This window comes from Rhodococcus sp. 15-725-2-2b, from assembly GCF_002259075.1.
Taxonomy (GTDB): domain Bacteria; phylum Actinomycetota; class Actinomycetes; order Mycobacteriales; family Mycobacteriaceae; genus Rhodococcoides.
Map to the genome: position 1 here is coordinate 350,262 of NZ_NPFL01000002.1, position 18,254 is coordinate 368,515.

An 18,254-nucleotide genomic window follows, 5' to 3' on the forward strand; every position below is an offset into this window, starting at 1 on the left:
CTCGATGCCTACCATTGGCCTCGAGTCGGATGGGAGACACGAGAACTGATGGCCACACAGCGCGATGCGCTACCGCTCGATTCGGTCGCTGCGCAGGCCGCCTCGGACGCAGGCGGACTCGACGTCGCTCTACTGGGCAGCTTCCTCGACGTTCTCGCCGACGCCGTCGATGCCGGCGTCCCACTGAACCGCGGGCAGCTGCAGGAGTTTCGAGCGCAGGGTGATGCTGCTGCCCGCGCAGGCGTCGCACTGCGGGCGTTGCTGGACCTGTACCTGACCTCTGCGTGGCGGCTGTGGCGGGAACTACCCGCTGTCGCCGCCGCCGCGGACGACCCGGCCGGAGTCGTCACCGCAGGCGAGGTCATGCTGCGCGCGGTCGACGACGCGGTGGCCGAACTGGCCGAGGGATTTCAGCTCGCCCGGCGCACTCTCGTGCGAGCCGAAGTACTCGCCCGCCGTGAATTCGTCGACGATCTGCTCTCGGGCACCTCCGATGTCGCCGGGGTCCTCGGGCGCGCGCAGACGTTCGGCCTCGACCTGTCGAGCCCGCACGTGGTGGCCGTGGTGACGTCGACCAAGCCGTTCACCGACGCCAGCTCTGCCATCACCCTCGTCGAGCGCAGCGTGCAGGGCAGCAAGGGAGACGCCGAATTGCTCGTGGCCACCAAGCAGGACCGGTTGATTCTGGTGTTCCCGGCACCCGACCTCGACGCCGTCGACCATGTCCTCGACCGGGTCGGACGCGCCCTCGGTACGTCCAACTCGGCGTCGAGCGAATCGGTCGACCTCCGGCGCAAAGGGGAATACGGCCGGACGCAGATCGGGATCGGCCGCCCACGCAGCGGGGCGGTCGGTGTCGCCGCGTCGTATCGGGAAGCCCTCGACGCGCTCGATCTCGCCGCCTCGCTCGGGTTCGACGCATCCGTGATCGATGCGCGTGATCTGCTCGTCTACCGCGTCCTGATCAGTGACCGTGCGGCGATCGCCGATCTGGTCGACACGTTGTTGACACCGTTGCTGGGCGCGCGAGGCGGGGCGGGTCCCCTGTTGGAGACGTTGCAGGTGTACTTCGACACCGGCGCGAACACCGCATCCACCGCACGCCGGATGCATCTGTCGGTGCGGGCAGTGACCTACAGATTGTCTCGAATAAAGGATTTGACCGGGCAGAATGTGGGCAACCCCGTCGAGGCATTCGCGCTGCACACGGCGGTACTCGGAGCGAAGCTGCTCGACTGGCCCGAGGTTCGCTCGCCGTCGTAACGGGTACAGACTGCTCGAATTGCCGTAACCAGGCAACCAAATCGGTCGAAACGTGTCCGCAAAACGACCATGCCTGCAGGAAAGCGAACAGTCACACTGGAGTAGTCGCGGAATGACCGAGCGTTTTCCGCAGAGGCCCGAACGCACGGCCGGAACACCGGTAGGACGAAGACAGACGAGAACGAAAAGGAGCGTGTGACAGATGGCGTCGTTGACACAGAAATTGACATCGTTCGCTCGCAGCCCACAGGGCAAGAAGATGATCGATCAAGCACGTCGGTACGCAACCAAGCCCGAGAATCAGGCGAAGTTGAAGCAACTCGGCAGCAAATTCACGAATAGAGGTGGCCGTTCATGAACGTCGTCCCGTGGTGGGCATGGGCGGCATTCGGTGCCGTCGTCCTCATCCTGTTGGCCATCGACCTGTTGGCGCACCGCGGTGCGCACATCATCGGCTTCAAGGAAGCCGCATGGTGGAGCGCACTGTGGGTCGGCGTGGCGATCATCTTCGGCATCGTGGTGTTCTTCACGTTGGGAACCACGGCCGGAGTCGAGTACACGACGGCCTGGTTGCTCGAGAAGAGTCTGTCCGTCGACAACCTCTTCGTCTTCGCGCTGATCTTCGGCTACTTCAAGGTTCCCCGTGAGTACCAGCACCGGGTGCTGTTCTTCGGTGTGATCGGTGCCCTCGTCTTCCGCGCGATCTTCCTGGCCGCAGGTGTGGCCATCGTCAGCAAGTTCGCTGCCGTTCTGTTCGTCTTCGCAGCGATCCTGCTCTACAGCGCCTACAAGCTGATGAAGGACGAGGACGACTCGTACGACCCGAGTACCTCGATCGCAGTTCGCCTGCTTCGCAAGATCATTCCTGTCCGCGACGAATACGAAGGAACCAAGTTCTTCGTCAAGGAAGCCGGCAAGCGGGTGGCCACACCACTTCTCGCCGTCGTGGTGGCGATCGAAGCCGCCGACCTGGTCTTCGCCGTGGACAGCGTTCCTGCCGTCCTCGCGGTGACCGACGACCCGTTCATCGTCTACTCCTCGAACGCGTTCGCCATCCTCGGCCTCCGCGCCCTGTACTTCCTGCTCGCAGGGTTGCTCGAGAAGTTCCACTACCTGTCCAAGGGACTGGCGATCATCCTCGCCTTCATCGGCGTCAAGCTGATCCTGCAGGCCGGACACAAGGTGATCAGCACATCGATCCCCGAGATCCCGTCTCTGGTCAGCCTGGTGGTCATCATCGTGGTCCTGGCAGGCTCGATCATCCTGAGCCTGAAGAATCCTCCCGAGGAAGACACGGCAGACGCGATCGACCAGGTCGCTGCCGACAGCCCGATCGTCGATCCGACGAACGGAACCTCCTCGGCCGGCACCTCGTCGACCGGAACGTCGGGCACGGACTCGCCGAGACTCGACAAGTCCTGACCGCTCACCACACATGCCCCGCCGAATTCGATTCGGCGGGGCATGTTTGTGTTCCGAGGGGATGGGGCAAACAACGCGCATGGCTGAAAAGAACTCGTACACCGTTCCCGGACTCACCTCGGAAGTGGGCGCGCGCGTCGCCGCGATCCTTCAGGATCGACTGAACGCCTACAACGATCTCCATCTGACTCTCAAGCACATTCACTGGAATGTCGTCGGGCCCAACTTCATCTCGGTACACGAGATGCTCGATCCTCAGGTCGAAGCAGTTCGCGGTTTCGCGGACGACGTCGCCGAGCGCATCGCGACCCTCGGCTCCTCGGCCAAGGGCACACCGGGCACCATCGTCTCCGAGCGCAGCTGGGACGACTACTCGATCGGTCGCGCGACGGCCATCGAGCACCTCGGTGCACTCGACCTGGTGTACACCGGGGTCATCGAGACCACTCGCAAGAACATCGAAGAGGTCGGCGAGATCGACCCGGTGACCGAGGACATGCTGATCGGTCAGAGCGCGCAACTCGAACTCTTCCACTGGTTCGTGCGGGCACACCTGGAGAATTCCGGTGGTCAGCTCTCCACCGCCAACGCGACCAGCGAGGTCGACGCGGCGAAGCAAGCAGGCTAGACACCGTCCATCCGAACACCGATCTCGTCGTGACCCGACGAGGTCGGTGTTCGTCGTTTCGAAGGGTCAGTCGGTCGGCCTGGCCTCGTGCCCGCTGCGGCCGTGGGTTCGACGCTTCTCCTTCATCTCGGCCTCGAAGACGTGGCGACGCCCGTCCATCAACTCGTTTCGCACCGCACGATCGTGTTCGCGCAACGGGCCCCAATATCCGTCGTCGAATTCTTCGACCAGCTGAAATGTCCACCGCCCCGGTGCGATGTTACGACCGACCATGTCCGTGTCGATCCGCTCGGATGCAGTGGTGTGGCCTGCATCGGCAAGTGCATCGACCGCGTCGCCGAGCAGCAGATCTGCATGCCCCATCAGCTGGTGAAACGAGTAGAGATGCCCACGAGCACGCTCGACACATTCGAGGGCCTCGGAGAGCTTTCCCACCGCGGCCACGGTCGCGTCGTCCACGCCGCTCGGGCGCTGGTGTTCGGGCGAGGGCGTCTCGGAGGCCGACTCGGCGTCGTTGTGTTGATCCATGGAGCGCGCTTACCCGAATCGGCCCGGCACAACCCGGACGCGCTGTGCATGATTACCGACTCCGATCGCGGGTATAGCTCTCCCCGAACGGACGAAGACAATCGATTTCGAGGAGTTCTCATGGCTGATTTCATCGACAAGGCAAAACACAAGGCAGAAGAGCTCGTGGGCGAAGCCAAGGAAAAGATCGGCCACAAGACCGACAACGACGATCTTGCTGCCGAAGGCGCAAAGGATCAGGCGTCGGGCAAGACCAAGCAGGTCGGCGACGACGTCTCGGACGCTGCAGGCAACATCAAGGACAAGTTCACGAACTGATCGTCTCGATCGGTCGTATCGAAACCCCGCACCCAGGCCTCGGCCGTCGAAGGTGCGGGGTTTCCTCGTTGCAGGCCACCGATCAGATCGGCGGATTCGGCAACGGCAATGGACGGCCGAACAACCAACCCTGACCGAGGGTTGCTCCCAGAGACTTGGCACGACGCAGATGCCTGTGGGTTTCGATTCCTTCGGCCAGTAGGACTGCATCGCTCGTGCGGACGTACGCGCGCACCTGCCGCACCGCGGCACGCGACCGATACGGAGATCGGATGATCGACGCGTCGAGTTTGACGATGTCCGGCGCGACGGCGGCCAGCAGTTCCAACGTCGCGGGCGTGGCACCCACGTCGTCCATGGCCACCGACATGCCGCGAGCGCGGGCTCCTCGAACCAGGGCCATCAGCAACGGGACGTTTCGGTCGAGGTCTCGCTCGGTGATCTCGAGTACGACGTCGAGGTCGTCACCGATCGCATCGAGGTGGGTGGCGACGTCACGTTCGTCGGCGAAACAACCCGGCTCGATGTTGAGAAAGAAGCGCACCCGACGCGAATACGCGCACTCGCGTGCTGCCCGCAACGCGGCGGCGCGACACGCCACATCGACGCGACCCACCATCCCACGCTCTCGGGCCAGCGCGAAGACGTCTTCGGGAACGGCCAGGCTCGGAGACGGCCACCTGGCCAGGGCCTCGTATCCCACGACGGTACCGGTGGCGAGTTCGACGACGGGCTGAAACAGAGCAGCGACGGACTCCACCGAATCGAGCGCCGCCGATGCTGCCAGCACCGCGCCGTCCGGCGCAGTCACAGTGATCGCTCGTCCACCGGAACGCGGCGGGCCTCGAGGCGGTCGGCGATCAGCGCGGCATGCAGTCTTCGCAGTCCGGACGGCTTCATCGGATCGAGCCCGGTGAGCTGCTCCACCCTCTTCAAGCGGTAGTCGACGGTGTTGGGATGCACCGTCAGCCAGGTGGCCGTCTTCTTTCGGTTGGAGTCCGAGTCGACGAACGCTTGCAGCGTCGGCAACAGATCGACGGAATCGCGCAGCGGATCGATCAGTGTCACGAGATGTTTGCGACCCAGGCCCGGCCTGCTCACCTGGTACTCGAACACGAGATCCGACATCCGGTACGTCCCGGGTGCGTATCCGAGTCGACGCACCAGACCGAGCAGTTCGTACAGGTGGGGCGCGGTCGTGGCGATGTCGTCGACCGCGGCCGACCCGGTCGTCGCGGTCATCACCACCTGACCCGCGTCGGCCAGACGATCGACGAGTTCGCCGATGTCGACACCGGGAACATCGGGCAGCAGGACGGTTCCGCCGGTGGGGCTGATCGAGGCGATGGGCAGGTACTCCGCGTCGAACGTCGCCAGCGCCGAGTGCATTCTTCGCAGCTTTCGAGCCGCCGTCATCGCCGCGTCGATCCGTCGGCCACCCTCTTCGGCGTGCGCCGGAATATGCAGGGCGACAACGTGATAATCCTCGGCAAGCAGCGTACCCATCCGGTCGGCGATCTTACGAGCCGTGCCGTCACCGGTCAGCAGCGCGTCGAGCAGTTCCACGTCGTGACGGGGACCGTTCTGGGTCAGCGTCCGAAATTCGACCAGGTAGGCGTCGGACACCGCCGCGGTGACGACGTCCAACAGTTCCATGACCAGGACGGTTACCTCGACCAGCCGATCGCCCGCGTCCTCGTCGACCGAACGGGACGCCTGTCGCACAGCGAGCGCGCAGCCCTCGTTGATGGCATGTTGGATCCGGCCGAGCGGTACACCGTCTCGGGCCCATCGGGTTGCCGCGTCGCGAAAGACGTCCATGGCACCGGGTATCGGTAGCCGCCCGGATTCGAGGACACCGGTCGCCAGTTCGCAGCAGGTCGTCGTCATGTCGTCGAGCTCACCGCGGGCACACTCGCGCGGTGGTGGTGTGTCCTCGGGTTCACCGAAGTACTGATCCAACATGCGTGCGGCTGTCTCTCTCGGCGTCCGCAGACGGTCGGAGGCCCGCCGCCCGCTGACGTACTCCTCTTGCGACACGTGCACGCTCTCTGCTGCCGTCACCGAAGACCCCACCCCTCGAAACTCGACACCCTCTTCGGGTTCGCTTCCCCGTCCGACCGGCTCCTCGACGGATCGCTCGGTCTCACCGTTGCGCGTGCAGCCACATCGAGCGAGACCGGGCGGCAGACACACGAACAGTAGAACAAAAATCAAACCTGTGGATTGTTTTACCGAATATATCCGGCAGTCCATCCAGATTCGTCCCCCGGAGCTCAATTGTGACGATTTCTCACAGATGACGCGTCGGTTGCGGCCAGATTCCAAACGCCTGGCAGGAGGGCGCATACGACCCGAATCCGCACCTACTGTTCCGCCTTGTCCATCAACCCTCGTCGAAAGTCAGGCTCCATGACCACTTCTCGGTCCACCCTCCGCGCAACGCGGAAGGCAGCGACGGTGCGCGCTGCGATGATCGCGGCAATGGCGTGCTCACTCACCCTCGGTGCCGGTGTCGCAGCACAGGCACAGCCCGCGCCCGCACCTGCCCCGCCTGCCCCGCCTGCCACCGTGCAGGGTGCCACTGTCGTTCCCCCCGGCCCGACCGAGGCATCACCGAAGGCAGCCGACCAGGGTATCGCCCAGCCGAACATCCAATCGGCCGCTCCCGCGACCGTCACTTACGACCCACGGACCGAGACCACGGGTTACGGACCGGAACAGAAGAACTTCCTGGCCGGATTCCTCTACAGCATCGTCAATCCCAATGTCGCACCTCAGGGTGCCAACGACTGGAACTGCAAGCCGTCGGCGGCGCATCCGCGTCCGGTCGTGCTGCTGCACGGCACCTGGGAGAACGCCTACAACAACTTCGCGCGGATGTCGCCTGCGCTCAAGAAGGAGGGCTACTGCATCTTCGCGCTGAACTACGGTGACAGCGACCCGAGCATCGTCGGCAACCTCCCGTCACTGCGCGGTACCGCATCCGTTGCATCCAGCGCGAAGGAGATCGCCACGTACATCGACGCCGTGCGTACCGCGACCGGTTCTGCGCAGGTCGATATCGTCGGCCATTCCCAGGGCGGACTCGTCACCCGCCAGTACCTTCGCTTCGAGGGTGGTGCCAACCCCGCCGATCCGACCAAGAACAAGGTGAACACCGTCGTGAGCGTCGCCGGGTCCAACCACGGCACCACTCTCGTCGGAATCGGCACGCTCGGTCGCACGATCAACAACCTGGGTCTGAACGTGCTCGGCGTTGTCGGTGCCATCGCCGGACCCGCCGCCTCGGACCAGGTCATCGATTCCGCTCTGGTCAAGGGATTGGCAGTGGGCGGCGACACCGACCCCGGCATCAAGTACACCGTGATCGGCACCAAGTACGACGAGGTGGTGACCCCCTACAAGACGACGTTCCTCACCGCGGGTCCCGGTGCCACCGTCAACAACGTCACGTTGCAGGACGGCTGCGGCATCGATCTGTCCGATCACCTGTCGATCTCGGTCTCGCCTCGAGCGATCGGCATCGTGAAGAACGCACTGGATCCGAAGGGCTTCCCCACGAAGTCGATCCCGTGTGCCTTCAACTCACCGATCACCGGCGGCTAGTCACACCTGGGTGAGGGCGATCGGGCACCGACCCGATCGCCCTCACTGCTGTGCAGGTGCCCATCCGAGTGCGGGCCCGAGCGTGTGTGCCATGTCGGTCAGAATCTGCACGTAGTCCTCGTGGTCGAAGCTGAACGGCAGTGCGAACGCCACCTCGTCCACCTCACGAAAAGACTTGTTGGCGTACAACTTCTCGGCGATCACGTCCGAAGTCCCGACGAGGTCGGGCGCGAACATCATCCGAGCCGGACCCTGTGGCTCGAGCGTGCGTGCCGATCGCCCACGCACGTACTCCTCGTACTTGGCCGTCTGCGACGGGCTCGCACTGTCGGTCGGGATCACCACCAACCCTTGCGAGACCCTCGCATCGTTCCCGGCCGGGTGAAACCGACGAAAGCGCCGGATGTGGGAGAGCTGGATGTCGTCGAAATCGGTCGACTCCTCGGCGCGCACCACGCTGCTGACCAGAAGATTCATCTCGTTCTCACCGGCCCACTGCGCCGACCGCAGGCTCGCTCCCCCGTACCACATCCGACCACGCAGACCGGGTGAATGCGGCTGCACGCGAGCGGAATACGACTCGATGCCCTCGGTCCCCGACCACGTCGACGCCGGCTCCCCGGCGACGAACCCGAGTAGCCTCGATACCCGTTCGTACCCGAAATCCTCGGTATCCGCGGTGTCGGGATAGAGCGAATGCTTGACCCGGTCGAACTGCATCGGTTGTCCCACACTGACTCCGGGATTGATCCGCCCACCGGACAACACGTCGACCGTCGCCAGGTCCTCTGCCAGTCGCAGTGGGTTCTCCCAACCCAGTGGCGTCACTGCTGTACCGAGCGCTATCCGATGGGTCCGCTGCGACGCCGCAGCCATGACTGCGATGGGCGACGATATTCCGAACTGCAGGTGGCGATGCCGAAGCCATGCACTGTCGAAGCCGAGCTGCTCGCCGAGTTCGATGATGTTCAACGTCGATTCGTGGCCGCGTGCTGGATCGGACTCGTCGAAGAGCCCGATCGTGAGAAATCCGAGCGAAAGCAACGGGTGAGAAGGCGTAGGCACGTCCAGACTCCATTCGGCCGAATTTGGACCCAGCCTAAACGAATCGGTCGGCCGTGCGGCGAATCCGGGAGCCGTCGAACTCGACGAGGCCGCGTGCGGCGAAGGCGTCGAGCCAGCCGATCATCGGCCACCGACCCCATCGATCGAAGAACGTGCGCGCGTTGGTGACGATGTCGTCGAGATGTTCCACCGGAGGATCGGAGACCGGATGGAACTGGTGGTAGGCGTGCGCCCCGCCGACCCACCGCAACCCGATGCCCGACGCCTCCGCGGTCGCTGCGAAATCGGTGTCCTCACCGCCGTAGCCGGTGTAGTCCTCGCAGAAGCCGCCGAGTTCGGCCCAGGTCGCCGCCCCGACCGCGAAGGACAGCGACCAGAACAGGTCGAAGTTGTCTCCGTGCTCGACGGTGTCGACCGGTGGATTCGGCCGCGCCGGATGCGGCGCGGTCAGAGAGTTCAGGACCTCACCCTCGGCACCGATGTCCTTCTCTTTCAGGTAGGTCACCGGACCACAGAGCAGCGATCGCTCGTTGCCGGGCAGTGTTGCCGCACGCCGGTATCGCTCGATCGTCTCCGGACCGGGGATGCAGTCCACGTCCAGGAACACCAGCAACTCCGCGCCGCGATCGATTGCCGCGGCCGCACCCAGATTGCGAGCAGCCGCCAGCGGCAGCGGATGCTGCGCAGGCATCTCGAGATAGGTGGCGGGCGAACCGGTTCGGTCGAGCAGGTCGGCAATCGTGTTGTCGCCCATGGACACGACGACGTGCTCGACCTGCTCTGCGGTCGATGTACCCAGACCACGCACCTGCGCGGCCAAGTGCTCGTGTCGTCCGGACACCACGGTGACGACGACGGTCTTCACTGTCGCACCGCGCGAGGTGCGGCCTGCTCGATCGCCCTGGCGGCGCGGGCAGGTGCACCCGCGGTACGCAAAGCCGACCACCGACCGCCACCGATGTCGAGAGCGCGGTTCGCCGCTGCGTGCCACCGCGCGACGGACGGCCACGTGTCGAGCACCTCGGCGACCGACCCGTGGGCCAGGGCCCGTCCGGTGGCCGACTGTTCGTCGAAAGGTCGAGCCTGCGGCACGACGATGGCGGGCACGCCCGAGGCGGCGACGTCGGCGACGGCGTTCTGGCCGGCGTGCGTGACGACGAGCGCTGCCGAACACAACGCCGGCCACACGTCGTCCACCCAGTCGCCCCCTGCCACGCCGAGTGCGCGGAACTCGAATCGGGCGTCCACCGCCGACCACGAGTCCACCAGGTCTCGGGTCAGCTCCGTGCCACCGGCGGCACCCAGAACCACCACCGTCGGATCGGCGTGGGCAGTGACTCGCTCGCGCTCGGCGAATCGACTGATCGAGCCGGCATAGGTGGTCTTCTCCGCGAAGGGACGCAGCCAGGTCGGGTCGTAGACCTCGCGTGACCACGGCGCGACGATGTGGGTCGCCGCGCGATAGGCCAGGTCGTGAATCGGATCGTCCCGCTCCCCGGGTATTGCCATCACGATCACCCGAACACCCATCAGTCGCAAGAACATCGCCACTTCCACCGATACGTCGACCACCACCGCTCGCGGCCGCTCGCGCGCCACCCACTCCGCGATGATCGCCATCCGCTCGGTCAGACCGTCCACGTCGTGAGGCGCCCAGTGCAGCACCCCTCCGGCCGAACTATCCTCCGCGGCAGCACTTTCGACGGAATCGTCGACGTCGAGCGGAAGCGAGATCCACTCGGCCGCCGCATGCGTTGCCGGTCGAGCGCGCGAGGACAGCACCGTCATCGGCTCTGCCATCGACCGCGCGATGGCATCGGAACGGGTGATGTGACCGACCCCGTGGTGGTGGGCGTAATACCCGATCATGCGATCGCGAGCCGGTCGTCGAGCTTGTCCGCAGCCGCAGCCAGTGTCGAGTGGTACAGGGCCTCGTACTCGTCCACCATCCGATCCATCGAGCACACCTGCTCCGCGCGCGCCCGGACGTCCGACCTTCTCAGCGCTGCCGCCGCGGGGATCGCCGCCGCGAGGCCGTGCACGTCGTCGGCCGCTACCAGCACTCCCGACGATGCATCGACGATCTCCGGTATGCCGCCTCGTGCGAACGCGGCGACCGGGGTGCCGCAGGCGAGTGCTTCCGCCACCACCAGGCCGTACGGCTCGGACCAGACCGGTGAGACGAGCGCTACCTCGGCACCGGCCACCAACGCCGCCAAAGCGGGCTGATCGAGGTGACCGACGTAGCGGATGTTCTCGTCGAGCATCGGCTCGACGAACTCGTGGAAATACTCGAGATTGCTCAGCGGTCCGGCGATACGCAGCGAGCGGCCTGCTTCCTTCGCAGCCGCAATGGCCAGGTGCACCCCTTTCTCGGGGACCACCCGACCCGACCACACCACGTAGTCTCCGCCGGTACCGAACGGCCAGTCCGCCAGGGAGATTCCGTTGCGAATGACGACGGTCCCGGCGGTGACATCGGCCCACTGCGAGGCGGCGAACTCGCTGACCGCGGCAAACGTGTTGGCACCGGGAGGAGCCAGCGCAACTGCGGACTCCAGCCACGCGAACGGCGGTGTGTGCAGTGTCGTCACCATCGGTACCGACAGCGTCGCCGACATCGCCAGCGGCAGGTAGTGCAGGCTGTGGTTGTGCACGATGTCGAAGGACCGAGACAGTGTTCCGGCGAGTTCGAGCATCACCGCCAGATACGCATGATGCTCACGAATCGCGGTGGGTGTGATCGCGACGTCGGCGATGGAGATCGGAGTCAGATCCAACGTCCGCACCGGTAGCAGGGTCGCATCCAGGTCGACGCTCGACCCGTCCGCAGCGAACAGACTCACCTGATGCCCGCGCTCGGTGAGCGCACGCACCAGGTTGTAGACATGTGCCTCCAGGCCGCCCGCGAAAGGCTGTGCCACCGGAAAACTCGATGACGCCAGCACCGCGATGCGAAGTGGGTTCTCGTTCAACGCATCTCCTTGATCACTGCTGAATAGATCGCCGCATGAGTTGCTGCGATTCGTTGACGTTGTTCTGATCTGGTTCCGGAATCGACTGCCGGAACGCGTTCTGCGTGCGATGCCCGCACGGCAGAGACGAGCGAGGCGGGATCGAACGAGTCGATGCCCATCCGGAAGCTGTGCACCCGCGCCTGATCTGCGTAGAAGCCGCAGTCGGATGCGACGACGGCGGTACCGAGGTCGCGGCAGGCCTCGAGCCAGCCCGAGTGTGTTCCGAATCGATACGGCAGCACCGAGACATCGATCGACGAAAGATAGTCCCAGAGCGCGTCGTCGTCGAAACGTCGGTGCACGCGTACGTCGACGTCGGGAAAGCTGTTGTAGTCCAGCAGCTTCGCGCCGACCGTCGGGTTGTACCAGTGGCTGGAGTGCTCGAAGACGTCCTCGTCGATGTCCAGTCTCACCGTTGCGTCGGGTAGCGCCCGAGCAGCCTCGACCACTGCGTCCATCACTGCCAACGCGTCGATGTTGGACCTCAGATTCTTGGCGTGGACACCGATGACGAACGAATCCGACACCGGGCGCGGGAGTGCCATCCGCTCGAGCGGCACGACGTGCGGATGCTCGACCACCGTTGCCTCGACGCCCCACCGATCGTGAATCCGAGCAGCAGCACCCGCGGTGAGGGTGATGACGGCGGCGGCCGCGCGAACCAGTACGTCCAACTGCCGCAGGTGATCGGCGTTGTCCGCGAAATGGGGATTGTGCAGGTCGTGGACCGTCAGGACCAACGGCTGCCGGTGGGCGCGTAGATGGTCGACGGTACGGGTGAGCTCGTCCGGGGAAAAGGACTCGAACCCGAAATGCACGTGCAGCACGTCGAAGTCCACGTCAGTCTGTTCGGCGAGCCACCGAGCATCGAGCAACCGCGGAGGCCACCACTGGTCGGGTACGTCGACTCGAACAGGGGCCGGATCGGGCAGCACGATCACCGACGGTTCGGCCGACGCCGCGTGTGCGGAGTCGCCGACGACGGGCTGCAGGTGTCGGACATAGGCGTGCGAGGACGGAACCGATGCAACGCGAATCATGAATTCCTTCGGGTTCAGGCAGGTGGATCGTGCCTGTTCCCGACACGCGATACGTAGTCAGTACCCAGTTGCACCCAGGTTCAATCGGGGTTGGCGAAGCCCGTCCCCCGGGTCTACGTTGACGAGAGAATGGTCCAACACGAACGAGCACACGACGTCGGGGCAAGCATGGACGGGCGCACCCGCCACTACGGCGACTTCTACGGCATATCGGACGAGCCGAGTCGCTCCGAGCACGACGGACTGCTCCTCCTCGTCTGGGGAAATTGCCAGGCCGAGGCGCTGCGCATCCTCCTTGCCTCCGATCCGGCCATGCCCATGCGGACCGTCCGCATTCCACCGGTGCACGAACTCGAATCCTCCGATCTGCCCCACGTCGACCGACTCGTGCGGCAGGCGTCGGTGCTGCTCACCCAACCGGTTCGAGCCGGCTATCGGTCGCTGCCCCTGGGCGTGCCCGATCTGGTCGACGCGCTACCGCCCGACGCCACCGTGGTGCGTTGGCCGGTGCTCCGATATTCGGGGTTGCACCCCTTCCAGGTCATCGTTCGCCACCCCAGTGCCCCGGCTGCAGTTCCGAACATGGTGCCCTATCACGACTTGCGCACGATCCTCGCGGTCCATCGCGGCCTCGGCAGCGACGCGGACTGGGACGTTCCGGTCTCGGACGACGGTCTACGTCGGGCAGCCGATGCGAGTCTCGACGAGTTGCGTCGACGCGAGGACCGAGACACCGATATCGTTGCGTCCGATCTGTTTCGAGACGCGGGCCGCCATGCCACCCACACGATCAACCACGCGACCAACGTGGTGCTCACCGGCCTGGCTCAGCGAGTACTCGACCACCTGAACATCGGTAGCACGGTGCGGGATCCAGGGCGGGAGCTGCTCGGAGGTGTTCGCGCGCCCGTCGAGGGTCGAGTGCTGAATGCGCTCGGCCTGCACGGCGATCCACGGCCGAACTGGTCGGTCGACGGCTCCGACCTGACGCCGGATTCCGTTCACCGCGCTCACCTGCAGTGGTACGCAGCTCGTCCCGAATTCGTCGGCGCGGCCCTCGAACGACACGCCGAGCTGATCCGAACCCTGGAGCTGGCACCGTGACCGGGCCGGTACATCATCTGGTGGTGGGACCGGACGAGCACGGTGTCGTCCGCTGCGCCCGCGAATTGGCCTCCGCAACAGGCAGTCCGGTGATCTCCGACCTCGAGCATCCTCCCTCCGACACGGCACTCCACGTGCACTTCACCGACCGGCTGTTCGGACGTAACGCAACCGAGGCCGCAGACGCATTCACCGCGCTCGCCGAACGCCATCTAGCGCCCATCACCGTCACGGTCCACGATGTGCCGCAGGCATCCGACGGCCACGCATTCGAGGCGCGGAAGGACTGCTACCGACGGGTGATCGACTGCGCGGCAATCGTGGTGGTCTCCAGCATGCACGAGCGACTACTGCTCGAGGACATCCTGGATCGCCGGCACGACGTTCGGGTCATCCCGCTCCCGATCGGACGCGCGGCGGAGCGGACAGCGGACGGCGTCGCCCCGCGAAAGGTCGTCGGTGTACTCGGGTTCGTCTATCCGGGTAAGGGGCACGAGGAGGTACTCGGTGCCATGACGTCGCTGGACACCGACGTCGACGTTCTCTCCATCGGTTCCGCGTCACCGGGGCACGAATCCATGATCGACGAACTCTGTTCTGCTGCAGAGCAACTCGGCCGATCGTTCACCTCGACCGGTTTCGTTCCCGACGCCGAGCTGGACGAGATCCTGCAGTCGGTCGCCATTCCCGTTGCGTTCCACCGACATGTATCGGCATCGGGTTCGATCAATTCCTGGATCGCGGCAGGCCGTCGACCACTCGTCCCGCGGGGTCGGTACGTGGAGGAGATGGAGACCAACTCCCCCGGGGCCCTGTGGATTCACGACAATTCGATCGAGGGCCTCGCCGCTGCGATGGCAGAGGCTCTACGCCATCCCGACATGACATGGCAGCAGCACGACGTGGTCGCCTACCCCACGCTCGAGCAGGCGGCCGTGCTGTACCGCGCATTGTTCGACGAACAGCGTGCGAAAGCGGCCAAGGAGCTGCCCGACGGCCGGTGGGTGGTACCGGGCAATCGGTGGGATCTCGCCCCGTCTGTCGATCGCAACCCGCGAGTGTCCGTGGTGATTCCGTACTTTCGTCAGCAGCGTCAGCTGGAGTTCGTACTCACTGCGCTGACGTTGCAGAGCTATCCGGCCACCCTGCTCCAGGTGATCGTCGCCGACGACGGGTCGCCCGACGCGCCGGACGTCGATATCTTCCTGCCCGCTCTCGACATCACCGTCGTTCGACAGGAGGATCGCGGCTTCCGTGCAGCGGCGGCGCGCAATCTCGGTGCATCGGTCGCCGACGGGGAGATTCTGTGTTTTCTGGACGCGGATACGGTCCCCGAACCCGAGTACATCGCGGAGTCGGTGCGGCTGACCGGGGCAGTTCCCGATGCGCTCACCGTGGGTCGGCGACGCCACGCCGATCTGACGGGCTGGACCGCCGAGGACGTGGCCGGGTGGTTCGGCGGAGGTTTGCACGGACCGCCGGAACTGTCGGAGCCGGGGTGGCTTCGGGACGGGTACTCGCGCTCACGCGACTTGCTCGATGCGGATCGACGTTCGTACCGATTCGTCATCAGCGCCGTGATGTCGTGCAGCCGTGAATTGTTCTCCGACATAGATGGATTCGACGAGACCTTCGTCGGATACGGCGGAGAGGACTGGGAGTTCGCGCATCGCGCGTACGACGCCGGTGCCGTCCTGGCGCACCTGCCTGCCGCCGTCGCCTGGCACGACGGACCCGAATGGGCCGAGCGTACGGGCGGGGATCGGGAACGCAAGAACCTCGAAGCGCTGATGCTGTCTTCCCGCATCACCGACCCGGCCGCTCGTACCCACGGTCTCGTCTATGCCGTGCCCGAGACGATCGTGATCGTCGATGCAACCGGACACAGCTCGGCGTCACTGCTGTCCACCGTCGGATCGGTTCTGCGCCAACATGACTGCGCGGTGTGGATCGACGGTCCCGACGCAGCGTCGTTGCGAGAGCAGTGGGGTGACGTCGACCCGCGCATTCGTTCGGGTCGGCCCGGCGACACCGGCCGCAGCCATATCGTCGTGCACGTGCGCGGACTCGTACTGTTCGGTGAGCACTCTCTGCGCCGCATGCTGGCAACCGGTGCCGATCGTATGACCGTGGACGTCGGCGGCAGCGGCGTCGTCGAGTGTCGCAGTTCGCGTTCGCGGACGCGCGCGGCGCGGTGGGCCGATGCACTCGGTCGTGATCCGCTCGACGTGGCCGAGGATCTCTTCGGGCACATGCACCGCACAGCCGTCGAGTTCGGGATCTCGACCGGTGAGCATCAACCGGATCTGTCCTGGTGACGTCGAATACGGCGCGGCGGCGACTGATGGAAGAATATGTATCGGCGGTCGTCGGGGACGACGGAACAGCAAGGTCGGGTGGACGATGAACAGAACGCTGTATTCGATGCTCTGGATGATGGCGATCATCGCTCTCATTGCATTGATCTGGGGCACAGTCGGTTACGTGTACGCCGATGAACACCCACTGCGCCGTGCGGCGTTCGTCGGTGGCGGCGTACTGATCTCGGGATGGCTCATCGTGCTCGCAGCCGTGGGCATCAAGATCTCCCGACTGAAAGCGCGCCGCAGAGCGAGCAATTCCGAGAACGACTGACGAGTCCGCCGAGGTGCGGATTGAGAACGCCGTGGGCGGGTACTCCGCTCCGAAGTCTCGACGCGCAACAGCCGGTCACCTGCTCGTCGAGTTCCTCTCAGTCAGTGGCGAGCAAGGGTTCTCGATGGTCAATCAGCGCAGTACGTCGCAGCAGCACGGAACGTCGGCACGGCCGGCGACTCGCGACGAGTATCTGTCGACGTGGTCGACACTGCACAACGGCATCGATCCTTCCTCGTCCGCGTTGGTCTCGGGTTGGCTTCGCGTGGTCTATTCGCTGAGCGCGCCGCTGGTTCGCGCGTCCGTCTCCGCCCACGCCGTCACCCTCACCGCTGTGGTCGTGGCAGGGGCTGCAGTGGCGCTGTCGCGACCCGGTACCTCCGCACCGTTGATCGCGGCGCTGCTCATCGTGATCTCCGGCCTGCTGGACGGCATCGACGGCGGGGTCGCGATGATCGGCCGTTCCCAATCTCAGTGGGGGTACCTGCTCGACACCGTCGCCGATCGCTGCAGCGACCTGCTGCTGTTGGCAAGCGGTCTCGCTCTGGGTGCCCCGATGCCGCTCGTCGTCGCGGTCGGCGTGGTGACGTTGCTGCACGAGATGGCCCGTGCCCGCGCGGTGGGTTCCGGCATCGAGGACGTCGGCTTCCTGACGATATGGGAGCGTCCCTCGCGGGTGATCGCGGCTGCGGTCACGGCGACGGTCGCCGGGGCAGCGCCTGCTGCTGCGGGAACGTCGGCGACCATCGGGATGTCGGTGACGTGCGCGCTCGCCGCCGTCGGGTTCACCCAGTTGATGTTCGGGCTGCATCGTCGAGCCGATCGAATTCGGCGGTGACCAGCCAGCCGGCGAGTGCCAGTACATGGAACACGAACATCCACAACATGATTGCGACCCCGCCGCCGATCGCGGTGAGGCCTCCGAACGGCGCACCCAGGTCCACCGGTATCGCCAGGAACAAGATGAATCCGTGTACGAATCCGGTGACGATGGACGAGGTGACGAGTGATCCGACGATCAACGCCCGCCAGTTCACCGCGCGTGGCGCGATCACGCGATAGGTCCAAGCCAGGGGGACCGACAGGATCACCCACAGGCAGTTGAAGCCGAGGAACACGCGCAGCGTCATGGCACCGATTCCGCCACCGCCGGTCGACGCGTCGAGCAGCCGCGCGACGCAGAGGACCCCGGCCAGCAAGACCGGTGCGGCGGCGAAGAACGGGACCATCGCCAGTCGACCCCGCCAACCGGTGAACGACTCTCGTGTCGGTGCGAACCGCACGATGGCCCGGCGCAGGCCCTCCCCGTAGAACGTCGCGGGAAAGATGGCGATCAGGACACCGATCGGGCCGAGTTCGACTCCGGCCGTGGCCAATCCATCCACCGCCGCGCGAGCACCCAGGGCGTCGGGCAACAACGCCGACATGGCGTCGAACCCGCCGCGTACCCAGTCCGCCGACACCAACAGGGTGCAGGCGCGGATGGTCAGCAGCAGTAGCGGCACCACAGCGATGACGGCGTAGAAGGTCAAGCCGCCCGCGATCAAGGTGGTGTCCTCGCGGGCGAACCCGGCTTTGATCGCGCCGACTCCGCGCGTGGCCCTCGTGCGTATCGAGGTCATCTCG

18 protein-coding genes are annotated in these 18,254 nt (G+C 65.3%); 9 read left to right on the forward strand and 9 right to left on the reverse strand.

Going from position 1 to position 18,254, the window contains the following annotated elements; genetic code table 11:
* Window positions 1-48 precede the first annotated feature (48 nt).
* The 3 genes from CH306_RS01530 (at window position 49) to CH306_RS01540 (ending at window position 3,313) form a co-directional block, all read left to right on the forward strand.
* Window positions 49-1,263, forward strand: coding sequence for a PucR family transcriptional regulator (locus CH306_RS01530; RefSeq protein WP_094645438.1), 1,215 nt, complete (start codon window positions 49-51; stop codon window positions 1,261-1,263).
* Between the two features lie 354 nt (window positions 1,264-1,617).
* On the forward strand, window positions 1,618-2,685 hold the full coding sequence (locus CH306_RS01535; protein ID WP_032397613.1) for a TerC family protein: 1,068 nt from the start codon (window positions 1,618-1,620) through the stop codon (window positions 2,683-2,685).
* Window positions 2,686-2,764: 79 nt separating this feature from the next.
* Entirely contained in the window at window positions 2,765-3,313 is a 549-nt protein-coding gene (locus CH306_RS01540; RefSeq protein ID WP_032397614.1) for a Dps family protein, read from the forward strand.
* 66 nt (window positions 3,314-3,379) lie between these two features.
* Here the strand turns inward: CH306_RS01540 and CH306_RS01545 are convergent, their stop codons facing one another.
* Window positions 3,380-3,841 carry a hypothetical protein gene (locus CH306_RS01545; RefSeq protein WP_094629376.1) on the reverse strand — a complete coding sequence of 154 codons (462 nt, stop codon included), beginning with the start codon at window positions 3,839-3,841 and terminating at the stop codon, window positions 3,380-3,382.
* Between the two features lie 120 nt (window positions 3,842-3,961).
* On the opposite strand from CH306_RS01545, the gene CH306_RS01550 reads away from it, so the two are divergent.
* A complete protein-coding gene (locus CH306_RS01550) occupies window positions 3,962-4,159 on the forward strand; it encodes a CsbD family protein (protein WP_027496220.1) in 198 nt (65 codons plus the stop codon).
* Between the two features lie 82 nt (window positions 4,160-4,241).
* Here the strand turns inward: CH306_RS01550 and CH306_RS01555 are convergent, their stop codons facing one another.
* Both CH306_RS01555 and CH306_RS01560 read right to left on the reverse strand, forming a co-directional pair.
* On the reverse strand, window positions 4,242-4,970 hold the full coding sequence (locus tag CH306_RS01555; RefSeq protein WP_094629377.1) for an EAL domain-containing protein: 729 nt from the start codon (window positions 4,968-4,970) through the stop codon (window positions 4,242-4,244).
* Entirely contained in the window at window positions 4,967-6,223 is a 1,257-nt protein-coding gene (locus CH306_RS01560) for a PucR family transcriptional regulator (protein WP_179272937.1), read from the reverse strand. The genes CH306_RS01555 and CH306_RS01560 overlap by 4 nt, the downstream gene beginning before the upstream one ends.
* 348 nt (window positions 6,224-6,571) lie before the next feature.
* On the opposite strand from CH306_RS01560, the gene CH306_RS01565 reads away from it, so the two are divergent.
* Window positions 6,572-7,768: an esterase/lipase family protein gene (locus CH306_RS01565; RefSeq protein WP_045196069.1), complete on the forward strand. Its 1,197-nt coding sequence runs from the start codon at window positions 6,572-6,574 to the stop codon at window positions 7,766-7,768.
* A gap of 42 nt (window positions 7,769-7,810) precedes the next feature.
* Here the strand turns inward: CH306_RS01565 and CH306_RS01570 are convergent, their stop codons facing one another.
* Genes CH306_RS01570 through CH306_RS01590 form a run of 5 tightly spaced genes read right to left on the reverse strand, consistent with a single transcriptional unit; the run spans window position 7,811 to window position 12,890 of the window.
* A complete protein-coding gene (locus tag CH306_RS01570) occupies window positions 7,811-8,833 on the reverse strand; it encodes an LLM class flavin-dependent oxidoreductase (RefSeq protein ID WP_032397617.1) in 1,023 nt (340 codons plus the stop codon).
* 34 nt (window positions 8,834-8,867) lie between these two features.
* Window positions 8,868-9,698 carry a galactosyltransferase-related protein gene (locus CH306_RS01575; protein WP_094629380.1) on the reverse strand — a complete coding sequence of 277 codons (831 nt, stop codon included), beginning with the start codon at window positions 9,696-9,698 and terminating at the stop codon, window positions 8,868-8,870.
* Window positions 9,695-10,702: a glycosyltransferase gene (locus CH306_RS01580; protein ID WP_094645440.1), complete on the reverse strand. Its 1,008-nt coding sequence runs from the start codon at window positions 10,700-10,702 to the stop codon at window positions 9,695-9,697. Before CH306_RS01580 ends, CH306_RS01575 begins: the two co-directional genes overlap by 4 nt.
* Window positions 10,699-11,808: a glycosyltransferase gene (locus CH306_RS01585; RefSeq protein WP_032397620.1), complete on the reverse strand. Its 1,110-nt coding sequence runs from the start codon at window positions 11,806-11,808 to the stop codon at window positions 10,699-10,701. Before CH306_RS01585 ends, CH306_RS01580 begins: the two co-directional genes overlap by 4 nt.
* A complete protein-coding gene (locus CH306_RS01590) occupies window positions 11,805-12,890 on the reverse strand; it encodes a glycosyltransferase (protein ID WP_094645441.1) in 1,086 nt (361 codons plus the stop codon). Before CH306_RS01590 ends, CH306_RS01585 begins: the two co-directional genes overlap by 4 nt.
* Window positions 12,891-13,058: 168 nt before the next feature.
* Here CH306_RS01590 and CH306_RS01595 point away from each other — a divergent pair, with 168 nt between their 5' ends.
* The 4 genes from CH306_RS01595 (at window position 13,059) to CH306_RS01610 (ending at window position 17,466) form a co-directional block, all read left to right on the forward strand.
* Window positions 13,059-13,994, forward strand: coding sequence for a WcbI family polysaccharide biosynthesis putative acetyltransferase (locus CH306_RS01595; protein WP_256981000.1), 936 nt, complete (start codon window positions 13,059-13,061; stop codon window positions 13,992-13,994).
* Window positions 13,991-16,312, forward strand: coding sequence for a glycosyltransferase (locus CH306_RS29420; RefSeq protein ID WP_256981001.1), 2,322 nt, complete (start codon window positions 13,991-13,993; stop codon window positions 16,310-16,312). Before CH306_RS01595 ends, CH306_RS29420 begins: the two co-directional genes overlap by 4 nt.
* An 85-nt stretch (window positions 16,313-16,397) precedes the next feature.
* A complete protein-coding gene (locus CH306_RS01605) occupies window positions 16,398-16,628 on the forward strand; it encodes a hypothetical protein (protein WP_230596994.1) in 231 nt (76 codons plus the stop codon).
* A gap of 13 nt (window positions 16,629-16,641) precedes the next feature.
* The gene (locus tag CH306_RS01610) at window positions 16,642-17,466 is read left to right on the forward strand and encodes a CDP-alcohol phosphatidyltransferase family protein (RefSeq protein ID WP_094629385.1); all 825 of its coding nucleotides are present in this window, start codon (window positions 16,642-16,644) and stop codon (window positions 17,464-17,466) included.
* Here CH306_RS01610 and CH306_RS01615 read toward each other — a convergent pair.
* The gene (locus CH306_RS01615) at window positions 17,414-18,250 is read right to left on the reverse strand and encodes a YihY/virulence factor BrkB family protein (RefSeq protein WP_094645443.1); all 837 of its coding nucleotides are present in this window, start codon (window positions 18,248-18,250) and stop codon (window positions 17,414-17,416) included. The two genes, CH306_RS01610 and CH306_RS01615, sit on opposite strands and share 53 nt — an antisense overlap.
* Window positions 18,251-18,254: the final 4 nt, after the last annotated feature.